At 60.1% G+C, this 14955-nt stretch carries 14 protein-coding genes; 9 read left to right on the top strand and 5 right to left on the bottom strand.

The genetic code is table 11. The features are described 5' to 3' along the window. Positions 1 to 21: 21 nt before the first annotated feature. A complete protein-coding gene (locus FJ398_08910; GenBank protein MBM3838071.1) occupies positions 22 to 2211 on the top strand; it encodes a hypothetical protein in 2190 nt (729 codons plus the stop codon). 189 nt (positions 2212 to 2400) lie between these two features. Here the strand turns inward: FJ398_08910 and FJ398_08905 are convergent, their stop codons facing one another. From FJ398_08905 to FJ398_08895, 3 genes are all read right to left on the bottom strand, one after another. Then, entirely contained in the window at positions 2401 to 4335 is a 1935-nt protein-coding gene (locus FJ398_08905; protein ID MBM3838070.1) for a hypothetical protein, read from the bottom strand. Between the two features lie 256 nt (positions 4336 to 4591). After that, a complete protein-coding gene (locus FJ398_08900) occupies positions 4592 to 5659 on the bottom strand; it encodes an enterobactin esterase (GenBank protein MBM3838069.1) in 1068 nt (355 codons plus the stop codon). A gap of 57 nt (positions 5660 to 5716) precedes the next feature. Continuing rightward, positions 5717 to 6163, bottom strand: a complete 447-nt coding sequence (locus FJ398_08895; protein MBM3838068.1) for a hypothetical protein — start codon at positions 6161 to 6163, stop codon at positions 5717 to 5719. A gap of 37 nt (positions 6164 to 6200) precedes the next feature. On the opposite strand from FJ398_08895, the gene FJ398_08890 reads away from it, so the two are divergent. From FJ398_08890 to FJ398_08860, 7 genes are all read left to right on the top strand, one after another. Continuing rightward, complete coding sequence (locus FJ398_08890) at positions 6201 to 6554, top strand: hypothetical protein (protein ID MBM3838067.1); 354 nt, start codon at positions 6201 to 6203, stop codon at positions 6552 to 6554. Between the two features lie 69 nt (positions 6555 to 6623). Next, positions 6624 to 6875: a type II toxin-antitoxin system VapC family toxin gene (locus FJ398_08885; protein ID MBM3838066.1), complete on the top strand. Its 252-nt coding sequence runs from the start codon at positions 6624 to 6626 to the stop codon at positions 6873 to 6875. Positions 6876 to 6911: 36 nt separating this feature from the next. Further along, positions 6912 to 7646 (top strand): hypothetical protein, encoded by a 735-nt coding sequence (locus FJ398_08880; protein MBM3838065.1) that lies wholly within the window; start codon positions 6912 to 6914, stop codon positions 7644 to 7646. 18 nt (positions 7647 to 7664) lie between these two features. After that, positions 7665 to 8036 carry a carbon-nitrogen hydrolase family protein gene (locus tag FJ398_08875; protein MBM3838064.1) on the top strand — a complete coding sequence of 124 codons (372 nt, stop codon included), beginning with the start codon at positions 7665 to 7667 and terminating at the stop codon, positions 8034 to 8036. 30 nt (positions 8037 to 8066) lie between these two features. Further along, on the top strand, positions 8067 to 8249 hold the full coding sequence (locus FJ398_08870) for a hypothetical protein (GenBank protein MBM3838063.1): 183 nt from the start codon (positions 8067 to 8069) through the stop codon (positions 8247 to 8249). A gap of 89 nt (positions 8250 to 8338) precedes the next feature. Further along, positions 8339 to 9403, top strand: coding sequence for a hypothetical protein (locus FJ398_08865; GenBank protein MBM3838062.1), 1065 nt, complete (start codon positions 8339 to 8341; stop codon positions 9401 to 9403). A gap of 79 nt (positions 9404 to 9482) precedes the next feature. After that, positions 9483 to 10865: a Gfo/Idh/MocA family oxidoreductase gene (locus FJ398_08860; GenBank protein MBM3838061.1), complete on the top strand. Its 1383-nt coding sequence runs from the start codon at positions 9483 to 9485 to the stop codon at positions 10863 to 10865. Positions 10866 to 11064: 199 nt separating this feature from the next. Here FJ398_08860 and FJ398_08855 read toward each other — a convergent pair whose 3' ends face one another. After that, positions 11065 to 12564 (bottom strand): sigma-54-dependent Fis family transcriptional regulator, encoded by a 1500-nt coding sequence (locus FJ398_08855; GenBank protein MBM3838060.1) that lies wholly within the window; start codon positions 12562 to 12564, stop codon positions 11065 to 11067. Between the two features lie 124 nt (positions 12565 to 12688). Then, complete coding sequence (locus tag FJ398_08850; protein MBM3838059.1) at positions 12689 to 14062, bottom strand: hypothetical protein; 1374 nt, start codon at positions 14060 to 14062, stop codon at positions 12689 to 12691. Between the two features lie 209 nt (positions 14063 to 14271). On the opposite strand from FJ398_08850, the gene FJ398_08845 reads away from it, so the two are divergent. Beyond that, entirely contained in the window at positions 14272 to 14826 is a 555-nt protein-coding gene (locus FJ398_08845) for a hypothetical protein (protein ID MBM3838058.1), read from the top strand. Positions 14827 to 14955: the final 129 nt, after the last annotated feature.

Raw genomic sequence — 14955 nt, 5'->3', positions numbered from 1 at the left:
GTCTTTTGTCCGTGGCCTGCGTTGGCTCGGTCCTTACAGCCCGCGTTGGGGATGCTCGGACCTCGCCGCCTTGGCCACAGCCAAAATCCCTCGCCGCAGGACCCCGCGCAATTTTCGGACACGCTCTTAAATGCACCCGCTCGCCAGCAACTTCCTGGACAGTCCCGGAGGCATTTGGGATGTTCCGCAGGCATGATCACGGCACTTGCCCCCAGAATTCTGCCAAAGCAACTACTCCTGACCGAATCCGCGATCGCTGGCGCGATCATCGCCATCTGTTTTCTGTCTCCGCCGCTTCAGGCCCAGAACGAAGTTAAGCCTGGCCGCTTTCACGTCGAGCATCCCACACTCCTGAACCTCGGCTTCGAATGGGCCATCGAAGGCGACGCCAATCGCAACGCAACTGTCGCGGTGCAATTTCGTCCCGCGGGCGAATCGAAGTGGCGCGACGCCCTCCCGCTCGTCCGAATCGGTGGGGAAAATGTTTATCGCCGACGCGAGAACCTCGACTACACGGTCCCGCACGGTTTCGCCGGCTCGATCCTCAATCTTCAGCCGGGCACCGAATACGAATGCCATTTCGTGATGAGCGATCCCGACGGCGTCACTGGCCAGGCCACGCAAAACGTCAAAGTCAAAACTCGCAGCGAGCCTCAACCGTACGAACGCGGCCGGGTGCTGCACGTTTATCCTCCAGACTATTTCGGCCCTCGCGAGCAGCCCAGCTTCACGGGAATCCTGCAAGCCTACTATGGCGCCGGCCTGGGAGATTGGTCGGTCGTCTGGGAACGCCGCGCCCAGCCGGGCGACATTCTTCTGATGCACGCGGGCCGCTACAAACCTGAACGCCTCAATTACGTCGATCCGATGATGGCGCCGTTCGACGGGTCGATGTCGCTCACGCTCAAAGGAACTCCCGACAAACCCATCACGATCAAGGCGGCCGGCGATGGCGAAGTGGTCATCGACGGCGACGGCAACCACCGCCTCTTCGACGTGATGGCTTCCCGCTATCACCTCTTCGACGGCCTCACTTTCAGAAACACGGACGTCGCAATCTTTGCCGGCCAGAAGGAAGTCCTCGGCGCGGTCGGTCTGGCCGTGAAGAATTGCCGCTTTGAAAACGTCGGCTTCGGGGTCTGGACCGAGTATGCGGGTTCGAGCGACTTCTATATTGCCGACAATCTGTTCCTTGGCCGGGATGATCGCTTTCGCCTTGTGGGCTGGGGCGGAGTCCAGCGCGAACCTGGCGGGAACGCCTGGGCCGTGCCCGCCTACGGTTCTCATTTGCTCACCAGTTATTATGCCGTGAAGGTTTATGGCCCCGGCCATGTCATCGCCCGCAATTCGATTGCTTACTTCCACGACGGCATTGCCATTTCCACCTACGGCACGCCGGAGAGCGACCCGGAGCGGCGCGCTTCCTCGATCGACATTTACGGGAACGACCTGCACCTGTTCAACGATGACTTCATCGAAACCGACGGCGGTGTTCACAATGTCCGCGTCTTCAACAATCGCGGCGTCAACGCGGCCCAGGGCGGGTATAGCGCTCAACCGGTTTTCGGCGGCCCGGTCTATTTTTACCGCAACTTGCTCTATCACGTTCCCTCCGGCGTCGCGTTCAAATTCTCCGCCAAGCCTGCCGGCCTTTTCGTGTGGCACAACACGATCATTGGCGAACATCTCCTGGGCGACCCTTCCGCGAACATGCATTTCCGCAACAATCTCTTTCTCGGACGCGACACGCCAGGCCGCGGCATTCTGACGCTGGCCAACTCCACGTCCAACAGCACGACCGACTACAACGGCTACCGCCCCAACCGTGGAGCCAAAGAACAATACCGCTACTTCAAACCCAAGTCTGGACCGAACGTGTACGAGCCCCGAGGAGCGGACTGGCAGGTTTTCTCGATCTTGAAGGAATTCCAAACCGGCACGGGCCAGGAAACACACTCAGTTGAGGTGGATTTCGACATCTTCGAGAAACTTGCCCCGCCCGACCCTGCGAAACGCTACGCTGTGTACCACGCCATGGATTTGAACTTCACGCTCAAGCCAACCAGCAAGGCCGTGGACACGGGCGTCGTGATCCCCACTCTCAACGAAAATTTTGCCGGCCGCGCGCCGGATCTTGGCGCCCTGGAATCCGGCCAACCCGTCCCACACTATGGCCCCCGCTGGCTCACCTGGCAGCCATTCTACCGCTGAGAGCGTGTTTTCAAAAATGGGTGGAACGAGCTACCAGCCCGTTTTCGGCGGCAACTTGCCGCCGAACATTGCGGCAGGCTGGTAGCCTGCCGCAACAGGCCAGTGGACTGTTCCACCCAAGAGGCATTTTCAAAACGCGCACTGAGCTGGAAAAAGCTCCGTTGCCTCCGTTCTCTCCTGTCCAAGAATTCAACGCGTCGGCAGTTTCCACTGATCGTTGAAAAAGCCTGCGCTCACCAGTCGCCCGGGCCACTTCAGCGACGGCGGAGCGCGAAGATCAACGATTGCCCAGTCCGGGAGCTTGGGCGTTTGCAGCGAATTCGATGTCGTGCTGCCCTGCCGGAAAGTGAACCCGCTGTTGAGAACGACATAGCGTTTCCGATTCAGCGGATTTGGGAAAATTAGAACCGCCGCGTGATCGGACGCACTGACGGTTTGGGTTCCGAGCCCGAGTTCGTCGCGCGTCCATTTCACCGGAAGGTCCGGCAACATTTTGGCAAGCAGTTGATTGCTGCCCGGATCACCCCAGAGCACGAGGTTACTTCGCGCGATGTCTTCAGCCGTGATCTCCGAATCGTTCTTGACTCGCGCGTCGCCGCGAAACACTCGCCGCCACTCGACGATCGCGCGCTCCATCTCGCTCACAGCCCAGGCTCCGACTCTTTCATGGAAGGCCGTTCCGGTTGGACGCACAAAAACAAACGAATCCATAAACGCATCGTCAATCGGGCCGGTCAGGCCATGGCGTTTATGCAAGCCCGTTCCCAAGTCGATCGGTGCGCGCCGCCATTTGCCGGCCATTTTGCAGAAGCTCGCCGTGCCGCCCGGCGCAATCTTCTCGCCGTCGATGACGAGGCTTTGGAGTTTCTCCGGCAGCGTAATGGTAAACGCCGCGACATTCCGGGTCGTGACGCGAAGCGCGGCGTCATCGAGTTGCGCCTCGATTTCCGCGCGCTCCCAGTGTTTCTCCAACAGCTCCAGTGTGACCCACTTCACCTGGTTGTAGCGGAGCGTGCAGGTGACGAAGCGGATATGACGCGGGAATGGATCGCGGCCCTTCGCGATGGCGGCGTCGATGCGTCGGGAAAGTTCCTTCTTGGTTTCCGGTTCGTACTTGTGCGCCGTCTTGGGGCCGATCAAGCGTTCGAGCTTCAGGCCCTCCTCTGCCATCGCCATTTCCATGATATCCGCCGATTGCTTTTGCGGATCGATCTCGCCGCTGTAGGCGATCATCGGCACGTCAGCCAGGTTCGCGGCGTAGGCCGTGGCATCGTAAAGGCGCCAAAGCGTCTGCTCCCAAGGAGGAGGCAACTCCTTGTTTTGATCAAAAACCTTCGCGTAAATGGCCGTCTCCGCGAAACCCGCTCCCGCCGACGCGACCGCCCAAAAGCCCGGATAATGGACCGCCATGTGCCACGCGCTGGCGCCGCCCATGGAAAAACCGAGCGCGGCGATCCGGTTCGTATCGATGAGGTAGTGCCGCATGACATCGGCCATCGCCTCGAAGGCATCGACTTCGCCAGCGAATTTGCTGGCGTTGCAGTAACGCCCGTAAAGGTGCAGTTCGAACGCGTTGGTCGGCGCAAACTCTCGCCGGCCCTTCAACTGGCCCGCAATAAAAGCGACTTCCGAAAGCGTATCGTTGCGGCCATGAAACCAAAGGTAAAGCGGCCGAGGCTGGCGGTCTTCCGGCTTCCAATCATCCGGCACGCGCAAGCCGTAAGGTTGCACCGAATCATCGATCCGGGACCTGTAAGCTCGCACGAGCGAACCGTGAGCCGTCGTCCATGGCGAGGCCGCTTGCCGCAGCTCGGCGGCACGCTGCAGACCGAGGATCAGTTGCTCCTTGGCCGAACTTATTTCATTCGGCTTAAAGAATTCACCGTAATTAACCGCATAGCGCACCGCTTTGTGAAAGACCTCCACGTCGGGAAGGAGGGCGAGCAGAGCTGGACGGTTCTTCAGCGTGGACCGCAAACTCTCAATCTCGTTGCCGAGTGTTTCCAGCCGCGCCTTCAACTCAACTGAATCGGCAGCCGAAATCTGAATGCCAGGCGGCGGGGCTTGCTTTGCGGTTGGAGTCGCCTGGCCGAAAGCAAGCAGCGGCGCCAGGCCAATGGCCATTACAACTACACAACGAGAATTCATAAGTTGGACCATTGAGGTGCGTTCTCGGTTGCGAGCTTCCAGTTTCAACCGGGGAGCGCACGCGCCCTCGCGTGCCGATTGTGGCGCCTCGCCGCAATCTTCCACGCGTCGATGGCCACGGTTGATGACGTTTTCAGGCGACGATTCCGTCGGCGAGGCGCCGACGGCGACACGCGAGGGCGCGTGTGCTCCCCATTACCGACTGGCTGAAAGGCCGCCACGGGAGGCCATCTCAGTCCGCGTGGTAGCCCCGCCAGATCCAGACGAGCGTGTCCGCCAATGTCTGCTCGAAAACGCGGCGATCGCAGTGACGCGAGTCCAGGCTGAATACGAACCGGTGATGGTAGCCTTTGGCCTGAAAGGCGTCCGCCGTGCGCTGCCCGGCCATGACCCAGTTGTGATAAGTTTCTTCCGGATCCTTCGCGCGCAAATCGTTTTCCGACACGTGCGTGAAAACGCGCAACGGCTTCTTCTCGCTCTTTTCAATCAGCTTCATGCCGGAATGATACTCCCACGCGCCCAGCGGATATTTGGCCTCCTCGGCCGCGTCGTCGTCCTGCTGATCGACGAACGTCCCGGAGTAAGCAATGATGCGCCGGAACAAATCCGGACGAAACCAACCCATCGTCAACGCCGCCGCGCCGCCGGAACTGCACCCGATGACCGCTTTGCCCCACGGATTGTCCGTGAGGGCGAACCCAGGGTAAGAAGCTTTGATCTCCGCGTTGCTCAGAACCGCGGGCAACACTTCGACGTTGATGAATCGCGCCAGGCGATCGGACATCGTGTCGTATTCGAGACCGCGCTGGCTGTTCTTGCCGTCGTTGCCGCCGTTTTGCACGGCAATCGCAACAAACGCGGGCAGCTTGCGCTTCGGATCTTTCGAAACGGTCAAGTTGTCGAGCGCGTTGCGCACCAGAGGGAGCTGGCCAGGCCCGTCATGAATGATGAGCAACGGCGCTTTTGTGCCGTCCACATACGCCGCGGGCACATAGACAAAAATCTTGCGCTCCGTTCGCACCGGCTTCTTCTGAGGTTCGAGCGTGCCATCGTCGCCGCGAAAGATTTTGCTGTCCGCCAGCCGCATCGTGAACTCGAACGACTTTCCTTTGGGATTGCCGCGATCCGTGAGGTCGGGGTCGATCTTGTATTCGGGGCCGATCGTAAACTTGCCGTCGCCTTCTGCGCCGGGATTTTCCGTGTACGGCTCGGCGGCGGCTGCCAAACGCGCGCACAAACCAAGGAGAAGAATCGTGAATACCCAGGGAGTTGAAGCTGTGAGAACGCGTCTGGTGAACATGGTCGTTGTTTAGAACATTCAGATCGCCGCGGGACAAGTGCAAAAACTGGATTCTCCTCATTCCCAATACGGCTGGATCTCCAAAAAGTTGAAGGTCTGTTCCTGGCCAAACGTATTGCCCGCTTCCGGCACGCTTGGCCAATCCGAAACCGTCAGCTTCGCCGTTGTGCTTTTCGCCCGGAAAACTTTCCAGTGATACGTGATCCAGACCGGGATTTTCGGCTCCGGCGAAGAGGGATACATTTCGCTGAAGGACCGTTTCGCATCGAACTCGACTCCCTCCAGAGTCACGGTGCCGAGAAACCCAGTCGCCTCTTCTCGTTTCTTTGCTTTGGTATTCACCAAATCGTTGTAGTCGCAACAAAGCATTTTCATAGAATAAAGCCGACCCGGTTGCAGGTCCTTGATCGTTTGCGAAAAGATGTTCGGTCCTCTCGCGCTTCGTTTCATCCAGAGAAAAGTGTCGCCGATGTGCTCCGGGTCGGGCGGCCGGCCGAGACCCATGTATCGCCCTTCAATTCGTCCGTAGCGCGGAAAACTTTTGGCGGCGATGCTCCCCTCTGACGCGGCGTGCAGGGTCGAGTTCAGGCCGAGTGGTTGGTCTGGAGAACGCGCAGACATTTTGGTTCATGATGACGTTCAAAAGTTCGTGTGCCTAGTCGAGAACAAAATTCACACCGGCGAACACTCGGAACAGCTCACGCGATATCGCGCTTGGGTAGAGCACGAGTTTCCAGAGTTCCAGCGTCTGTTCGTGTTTCTGACGCTCAGACCGGAGACGCCGTCTGATTCTGCTTACGTCTCGCTGACGTATGCTCTCACCTCGATCAAGAACCTTCAGCGTGGTTTTGTTGGCTTGTTGTCGGAGCGTCGTCGCGATACTCTACGTCCATGACAACGACGGTCTCCGAAAACAACCAAGTCACCATTCCACGAGTTTGAACTGCGCTTGCATCAACTTGGCATGGATGCACTGACGCGCGCCGTGGAACTGGCCCGTAATCGCGCCTTGATGGAGGAAGTCGTGGATGTGAACGAAGCCGTGCGGTGCGAGGCAGTTCGCTTGCGCACAAGCGCCGCAGTGCGCGTTGCCGCGATGGATGCACTGATCGCAGCGACGGCCTCTCACCAAAACGCAACTCTCGTTCATCGCGATCCGCATTTTGCCGCTATTCCTGCGAATCTCCTGACGCAGGAGATTTTGTCTGCGAAGTGAAGGGGGCTCGCGCCAAATTTGGTCTGATCTAATCTAATGAAAACAATGTTCCTCGCCCTTGCGTCGTTCTCCGTCTTGGAATTCCGCGTTGCCTCTGCGGACGGCTGGACGCCCGTCGCGCCGCGCGACGAGATTCGCCCGCAGTTTCAGCGCACCGAAACCGGTGGCAAATCCGGGGACGGCCTCCTCGCCATCCGTGCCGATAAACGAGAAGGCTTGCACGGCTGGTGGCAGAAGACCTTTCCTGTGTCCGCCGGGCAGCACTACCGTTTTTCCGCGTGGCGCCGCGCGGAAAACGTCGCAGTGCCGCGGCGCAGCGTGCTGGCGCGTGTGGTTTGGGGCGACGATGCGGGAAACCCCGTGCCACGGCGCGAAGGGGTCTTGACGAACTTTGCCAAGAACATCGTTGCCACCGCCGAACCCGAGTATCCGCGCGAGAAATTCGAACAGAGCGCGAGCCACGACGATTGGATTGAAGTCTCCGGCACTTATCAGGCGCCACCGGGAGCCACACAAGCGCGGGTTGAACTTCATTTGCTATGGGCGCCCCACGGGCAAGTTCAATGGAGCGATGTTGCGTTCGAGCCCACCGCGGCGCCAGCACCACGCAAGGTTCGCCTCGCCGCCGTGCATTACCGTCCGCGCAACGCCAAAACCCTGATGGACGCCTGCCGCCAATTCGCCCCGCACATCGAAGAAGCCGCGCGCCGTAAAGCCGATCTCGTCGTGCTCGGCGAAACCTTGACTTACGCCGGCGTCGGCTCGAGCTAGGCGGATTGCGCCGAGCCTATTCCCGGCCTTTCGACCGATTACTTCGGCGACCTGGCGAAAAAGCATCGGATCCACATCGTGGCCGGCCTCATCGAACGCGACCGTCATCAATTGTTCAATGTGGCCGTGCTCATCGGCCCCGATGGCAAGGTCGCGGGCAAATACCGCAAAGTCTGTTTGCCGGACGGCGAATACGACAAAGGGATGTCGCCGGGCACGGATTATTCGGTCTTCGACACACGCCTGGGGAAGATCGGCATGATGATTTGCTACGACGGATTTTTTCCGGAAGTCGCGCGCGAGTTGAGCAATCGCGGCGCGGAAATCATCGCGTGGCCCGTGTGGGGCTGCAACCCGGAGCAAGCACGCGCCCGCGCGTGCGAAAACTAGGTCTATCTCGTCAGCAGCACCTACGAAGATGTGTCGCGCGACTGGATGCTCACGGCGGTTTATGGCCAGGACGGCAGTGTGCTGGCGAACGCGCGGGAATGGGGAACCGTGTGCGTCGCCGAAGTCGATCTCAACCAGCGCACCCTTTGGCCGTGGCTGGGCGATTTCAAAGCCCAGATTCCGCGGCAACGTCCCGTCGCGCGTGGGGAATGAACAACAGGAGCAAACGGAGGCAACGGAGAAAGGGAATAGCTGGCATCTCTGTTCCCTCTGTTTCCTCCTGTTCAAATTAGTTTCTTACCATGAGCAACACTTCCAAGATCTCAGCCGAATGTTTGACGCCGATCCTGTACGTCCGAGATTTCGCCGAGGCGATGAATTACTACACGAAGAAATTGCTCTTTGACCGGCTTTGGGATTGGGGCGAGCCGCTCTCGTTTGGCGCGGTTCGTCTGGACAGAGTTGAGATCTTCTTCTGCCTCGGTGCCCAGGGGCACCCGGGGACATGGCTCTCAATTTTCGTGGACGATGTGGACGATTACTTTGAACGCATCACCAAACTTGGGGCGGAGGTGATTTACGGGCCGGTGGATGAACCGTGGGGCGTTCGAGAAATGCACGTGCGCGATCCCAACCAACACGTCATCCGCTTTGGCCACGGCATTCCCCTGCGCGAACCGAAGATGGAGATCGAGCGTGTGGCCGTCGAAACTCGGATCGAAAAGCGCCTTGCCAAGGTGATGCGCGACCTGGCGCGACACAAAAGCATGACCGTCGGCGAGATGCTCGAGGAAACGCTTCTTCACACTTTTGAAAAACTGCCGAACGGCGGCGTAGCCAGCCCGCACACCCAGACGACTTTCGCGCACATCCAGGAGCTTAAGAAAGAGCATGGGATTGATTACGATTGTCACGCGAGCTATCGATTTGTCGAAAGAGCAGTCCCGTCTGAGCGACGACGAGTGGGCAAACGGAAGCGCCCACGACAGAACTCTTATAATAGTAGCGTAAATTTTCGGCTGCGATCGCCCCTCGGTCGCAGCGCTCGCAAAACGTGCCGGGCGGATCAGGAATTCGAGTCCGCTGCTTTCTCACCGGGCAGGTGGAATTCCCTGCTTTGCCAATGCGCTTTCTCTGTGATCTATGCGATCTTCGTGCCTAATCAACTGCCGTTTATGGTTCAGCCGTCCCCTACGGGACTCAAATCTCCCTTACTCGCACCCGGCGTTGAAACGCCGGGCTATTATCCTGTGTCCCTCCGGGACAGAACTGGTTTCGAGCAATCTACTCAAAACTTGATAGGCAAGAACTGCGTTCCCGTGTTCATGCCGGGAATCTACGCCGCAGCCCGGCAAAGTCGAGTTTGAGAAAACATTGGATGCACTGGGATTCAGTCACGCATTTCTTGAACTGCCGAGGTTTCCAGGCACAATGGGGTGAACCATCATGAACACGAGATCCCAACTTCACTCCGCTTCTCCTATCACGCGCCGCAGCTTCTTCAAGGAAGGCGCGATCGTCACCGCCGGCCTTGCTTCGCTCTCGCTGCGGGCGCGGGCGCAGGTCAACAAGAACAGCAAACTCCGCATTTTCCAGATTGGCGTCGGCGGCGTGGCCGGCATGCAACGGAACGGATTGAAGGGCCATCCAATGGTCGAATGGGCCGGCTTCTGCGATGTGGACCGTCGTCAGCTCGACCAGATCAAGAAGCAACATCCTGGCGCCTGGACGCTCAGCGACTATCGCGAGGCCTTTGCTAATCGGGTCAATGACTTTGATGCCGTGATCGTCGATGTGCCGGACTTCCATCATGCTCCGGCGATGTTGACGGCGCTGAAGCACAACAAACATGTCTATGGCCAGAAGCCGCTCGTGCACCAACTTGCTGAACTCCGAATGATGCGCGATGCCCTGGACGCGCGGCCCCATCTCGTGACGCAAATGGGCAATCAACGCGCCTGCAACAAGGGACGCATGGTGTCGGTGGAAGTCCTTCGCCAGAATCAACTGGGCCGGCCCATCGAGGCCTATGTGTGGACCGGCGGCGTGGCGCGCGGCCATTACTTCGCCGATCCGTGGATGTCGTATCCGCCCGCCCAGCCGGTGCCGGAATATTTGAACTGGGATTTGTGGCGCGGCCCCATCGACCATGAAATGCCTTACAGCGAAGACCTCGCGCCGCGGCGCTGGCGCACGTTCTGGGAAACGGGCGGCGGCCAGCTCGCCGACTGGGGCTGTCACCTGCTCGACCTGCTTTACTTCGCTTACGATCTGCCCAGGCCGGAGGCCGTCGTCACGCACACACCCCGGCCATCGGGCATCGGACACACCGCGCACAACCAGAGCACGATTACGTATCCTGGCGGCGGCAAGTTCGCCCGGGAGAAATTCGTGGTTCGCTACAATGACAACGCCCTCCTGCCGTCGTTTGCCGCGCTGGGATTGCCTCCGATCAAGCCCGGGGCGAATCACACCATGGTCGTGTGCGAAGAAGGCACGCTGTTGCTCGAAGCGGATGGAAGACTCAAGATCTTCCGAAAAGGCAAAGAGATGACCGACGAACCGCGACCGGAAGTCGCCCCGCGCAATCACTGGAAAGACTGGGCGGACAATTGTCTCGGCGCCAAGAAACCGCTTTGGACGCCATTCCAGATCGGCTGGCGCATTACCGAGCCGGCGCTTCTGGCGGTGAAGGCCACGCGTTTTCCGGGACAAGAATTGCGCTGGGACGCCGAGAACTTCCGGTTCACCAACCACGAGAAAGCCAACTCGGAAATTCTGTCGCGGAATTATCGGGAAGGCTTCGCCCCGCCGGCGGTGAGTTACTGATCAGACCGTGGGATAGAATACACTTTGTTGCGTCGCATTTGGGCTCAGGCGCGACGAAGGAGAATATCCCTGGTGGGATCTTCGACTGAGGAGCAACGAAGCCAGAGCCCAAATGCGACGCAACCCGCAGGGCCTTTTGGCGGCAGGTTGCCGCCAAACACGGGCTGGTAGCCCGTTCCACCCATTTTTCAGACAGGCTCTAATCGCACCCGGTTGCGGCTCTGGCCTGGCTCTGGCCGTGCGGTGCTCGCTGCGGTTGAACTGAGGACACACCCTGCTCGGCCGCGGCTCGCATGCCGAACTGCGTGAGCTTCTCCCGCATCGTTTGCCGGGAGACGTTCAGCCAGCGAGCCGCTTTAGCCTGGTTGCCGCCGGCCAGTTCGTAGGCGCGAAGGAAGAGTTGCCGCTCCACAGCTTCCAGAGCAGCGGCGTGGGCGTCGGGGATTTCGCCGCGTTTGGCGGCGTCCAGAATTTGGTCCACGAGGGCGGCCAGGGATTGGTCAGGGCTCGGCGGAGGCGCAGCGGCGCGGGGAGCGACGCTCGTGAGGTGCTCGACGCCGACCGGGAATTCGCGCGCCAGGAGGAGGGCCTGGCGCAAGGTATTCGCGAGTTGGCGGACATTGCCCGGCCAGGGCTGCCGCTGGAGCCAGGACACGGCCTCGGGCTGGATGCCCACGCCCGGCAAGGCGAGTTCGAGGCTGAAGCGGCGCAGGAAGTAGTTTACGAGGCCGGGAACATCTTCCAGCCGCTCGCGCAACGGCGGCAGGTGAATGACCACGCTGGCCAGGCGATAGAAGAGGTCTTCGCGAAATTGCCGGGCCGCGATGGCGGCTTCAAGATCGCGATGCGTGGCTGCGAGGATGCGCACGTCCACAGAAATGGTTTCGCGCCCGCCGAGTCGTTGAATGCATTTGTCCTGCAACACGCGCAGCAGCTTGGCCTGCGTGAAGAGACTCAGGTCGCCAATTTCATCAAGGAACAGCGTGCCCGTGTGGGCTTGCTCGAAGCGGCCGATGCGCCGGGCTTCGGCGCCCGTGAAGGCGCCGCGTTCGTGCCCGAAGAGTTCGCTTTCCAAGAGCGTCTCTGGAATCGCCGCGCAATTGACGGCGATGAAGGCTTTGTCGGCGCGGTCGCTGTGCTGAAAAAGGGCGCGGGTGACCAGTTCCTTGCCGGTGCCCGTTTCGCCGCGAATGAGCACGGTGACAGGCTTGGCCGCGACGCGCCCAATCTCCTTGTACACGGCCTGCATGGCGCGGCTGTTGCCGATGAGCGCATCTTGCGCAGGGCTGGCGGTTTCGCCGAGGCTGACTGGCTCGGCGGCGAGACGCGCGCTGGCTGCAGCCTTGGCCAGCAGATCCAGGAGTTCGGGCATTTCGAACGGTTTAACCAAGTATTCGAACGCGCCGTGCTTGGTTGCTTCGATGGCGGTCTCGGTGGTGCCGTGAGCCGTCATGAGGATGATGGGCAAACGGGGGCGCGCGGCATGAAGGCGCTGGATGAGATCCAGGCCGCCGAGCCCCGGCATTTTGAGGTCGGTGAGGACCACATCGAATGGCTCGGCCTGCGCCCGAGCCAACCCGTCGTCACCGCGATAGGCGATGGCCACGGTGTACCCTTTGGCCGCGAGAACCCGTTCGAGCGAGAGGGCGGCGCTTTTGTCGTCTTCAACCAACAGGAGACGGGTGGGCTGTAAATTCATTGAATCAAGGGAATGATCCCTCTCCCCGCGCTATTCACCCGCTTCGCATGCAGCCGCGCGGGGAGAGGCAGGGAGAGGGGCGCATGTACTCTTGCTACGTTCCAGAATGCGGGCATGCCATGTTTCATCGGCGCTTCAGCGAGTCATTGAGGGCAATGGGCATCAGCACGCGGAAGGTGGTGCCTCGGTTCGGTTCACTTTCGTACTCCAGACGGCCGCCGTGCTTTTCCACAATCCGCGCGGCGATGCTCAGACCCAGGCCGGTGCCGGCTTCCTTGGTCGTGAAGAACGGGTCGAACAGCCGCTGGCGCGCCTCGGGTTGGATGCCTTTGCCGGTATCTTGCACTTCGAGCGCGACCAAGGCGCTTTCATGTCGGCGGCGGCGGCCAGGCAAGGTGCGCGTGCGAAGTGTGATCGCGCCGCTGGAGCCGATCGCTTCGGCGGCGTTGTTCACCAGGTTGATCAGCACTTGTTTGAATTGCGGCAAATCGGCCTGAATCTGCGGATCGGCGAGGAATTCGGTCCTCAATTCAATCTGGTTCCGAGCCAGTTCGGCGCCGAGCAACGCGACGATTTCACGCAAGGGCGCGGTGGCCCGGATCGGCGCCAGCTTCGGCTCCGAAGGACGCGCGAACCGCAGGAAGTCTTTGATAATGAGATCCAGCCGGGAGATTTCGTCGCTGATGAAACGGTTATCCTCCTGTTCGGGTGTGCCGGAGCGAAGTGATTCTTGTTGGGTGAAGAGACGAGCCTTGATGGCGGTGAGAGGATTGCGGATTTCATGGGCGATGCCTGCGGCGAGCGCTCCAAGCGAGGCCAGCTTTTCCTGGCGCTGAATGATGGCCTGGCTTTGGGTAAGTTGAAGCTGCAACGGGGCGATCATTCCGCGATAGATCAGCCCGGCTAGAGCGACTCCCATGACAATGAGCAACACGGAGGAGAACACCAGCAGGCGCTCCAGAACCGCAACCGCGCGCTGGGACTGACCCAGGAACAAGTCCAGGCTCGCATGCTGAGCCTCGCCCAGATGGCTGATGAGGTCCAGAAGAGGCGCTGACTCTCGATCCACCCACTCTGCACGGGCCGCGGGCTCAAAAGCCGGCGCCCGCTCAGAGGTTTGCAGGAAGAGCGCGCCGACGCGGTTGAAGTAGAGGCCGAGGGCCTCTGAAATTTGCCGGACGAGCTGGCGCTCGCGTTCCGTCCCCAGCGCGGGTCTGGTCCGGTCAAGCCATGATCGAAGGGCGGCCTGTTCGCGATCGAAGTCGGCGCGGGCGTTCGGGTCGGTGCGCCCGTTGAGCGCGAGGAACCGATCGTTCATCTCGCGGAGATTGGCTTCCAAATGGGCCGCCAGGTGGAAGCTGTCCACGTGCGCCGAATCCAGTTTGCCGCGCAGGTCGGCCACTTGCTTCCACGCCGTGGCCTCGAACCAGGCGATGACGACGATGCCCAGCCCGACAGCCAACGCGAAGCCTGTTAATCCAAGTCTAAAAGGGTTCACCTGCACATTCAGTTGCCAGACCTGACCAGCGGCTGATCATCCACCTGGCCTTGGACTTCTTCTCACCATTCGTAATTCGCGGATTTTCACTGGTCAGCCTCAAAGGCCCCATGCTGGCACAGCGCCCGCTAGACGGTCTGGCAAGAACCGAACCAAAAACGAAATTAGTCAAGAACCATGAAAAGCCAAGTCATCCTGAAATCGTTCGCATGATCGAAAAACGATTCAAAGAACTGCTCTTGGTCTGCCGGCGTTTGATCCACGACGGCGTTCTCTTGGAAGACGAGGTCCGATACTTGAACCTCTGGCTCCAGGCCAATCCACAAGTCGCTTTTCGGTTCCCCGGCCAACAGGTTGCTGCGCGACTCAAGAGGATCTATGCCGATGGCGTCGTCACGGAGGAGGAGCGAAAAGACCTCCTGGATCTCCTGCGGAAAGCGACTCGCGATCCGGGCCAGACGCAAGCCCGGACCGCAACCTCAGTCAACTTACCCTTTGATCACCCGGCCCCCGAAGTCCACTTCATGAATCGGCATTTCTGTCTTGCGGGAAGATTTTTTTGCGGCTCGCCCAGATGGTGCCGAACAAGGATCGAGGCGTGTGGTGGTGAGGTGGATGACCAACCCAAGCCGTCCACAGATTACGTCGTGATTGGGGCGGCGGGCGACAGCGATCCAAACCTTCTTGAGAAAGTGGCCGGCATTCGCGAGAAGCTCAAGGTCATCTCGGAAGAGCATTGGCTGAACGCTCTGAGAAACCGGTGACCCTCCAGCTTCCATCTCGGGCCAACCAGTGGCCACTGGAGCCACCTCAAAAGCGCTGTGGCCTGACCGCAAGTCCTTGCAAATCGCAGTTCAGGCCGCGAGGATGCGGCCTGGCACGCCAGCGGCTCT

It is taken from the genome of Verrucomicrobiota bacterium (assembly GCA_016871535.1).
Taxonomy (GTDB): Bacteria; Verrucomicrobiota; Verrucomicrobiia; order Limisphaerales; family SIBE01; genus VHCZ01.
The sequence above is the reverse complement of the archived record's forward strand: the minus strand, read 5'-3'. Positions and strand labels throughout refer to the sequence as shown.

Coding starts and splice junctions, on each gene's coding strand:
- FJ398_08905 (MBM3838070.1), bottom strand. CDS start 4,335: ATGGCCATTGGCCTGGCGCCGCTGCTTGCTTTCGGCCAGGCGACTCCA.
- FJ398_08900 (MBM3838069.1), bottom strand. CDS start 5,659: ATGTTCACCAGACGCGTTCTCACAGCTTCAACTCCCTGGGTATTCACG.
- FJ398_08895 (MBM3838068.1), bottom strand. CDS start 6,163: ATGGGTCTCGGCCGGCCGCCCGACCCGGAGCACATCGGCGACACTTTT.
- FJ398_08885 (MBM3838066.1), top strand. CDS start 6,624: ATGGATGCACTGACGCGCGCCGTGGAACTGGCCCGTAATCGCGCCTTG.
- FJ398_08880 (MBM3838065.1), top strand. CDS start 6,912: ATGAAAACAATGTTCCTCGCCCTTGCGTCGTTCTCCGTCTTGGAATTC.
- FJ398_08865 (MBM3838062.1), top strand. CDS start 8,339: ATGAGCAACACTTCCAAGATCTCAGCCGAATGTTTGACGCCGATCCTG.
- FJ398_08860 (MBM3838061.1), top strand. CDS start 9,483: ATGAACACGAGATCCCAACTTCACTCCGCTTCTCCTATCACGCGCCGC.
- FJ398_08855 (MBM3838060.1), bottom strand. CDS start 12,564: ATGAATTTACAGCCCACCCGTCTCCTGTTGGTTGAAGACGACAAAAGC.
- FJ398_08845 (MBM3838058.1), top strand. CDS start 14,272: ATGATCGAAAAACGATTCAAAGAACTGCTCTTGGTCTGCCGGCGTTTG.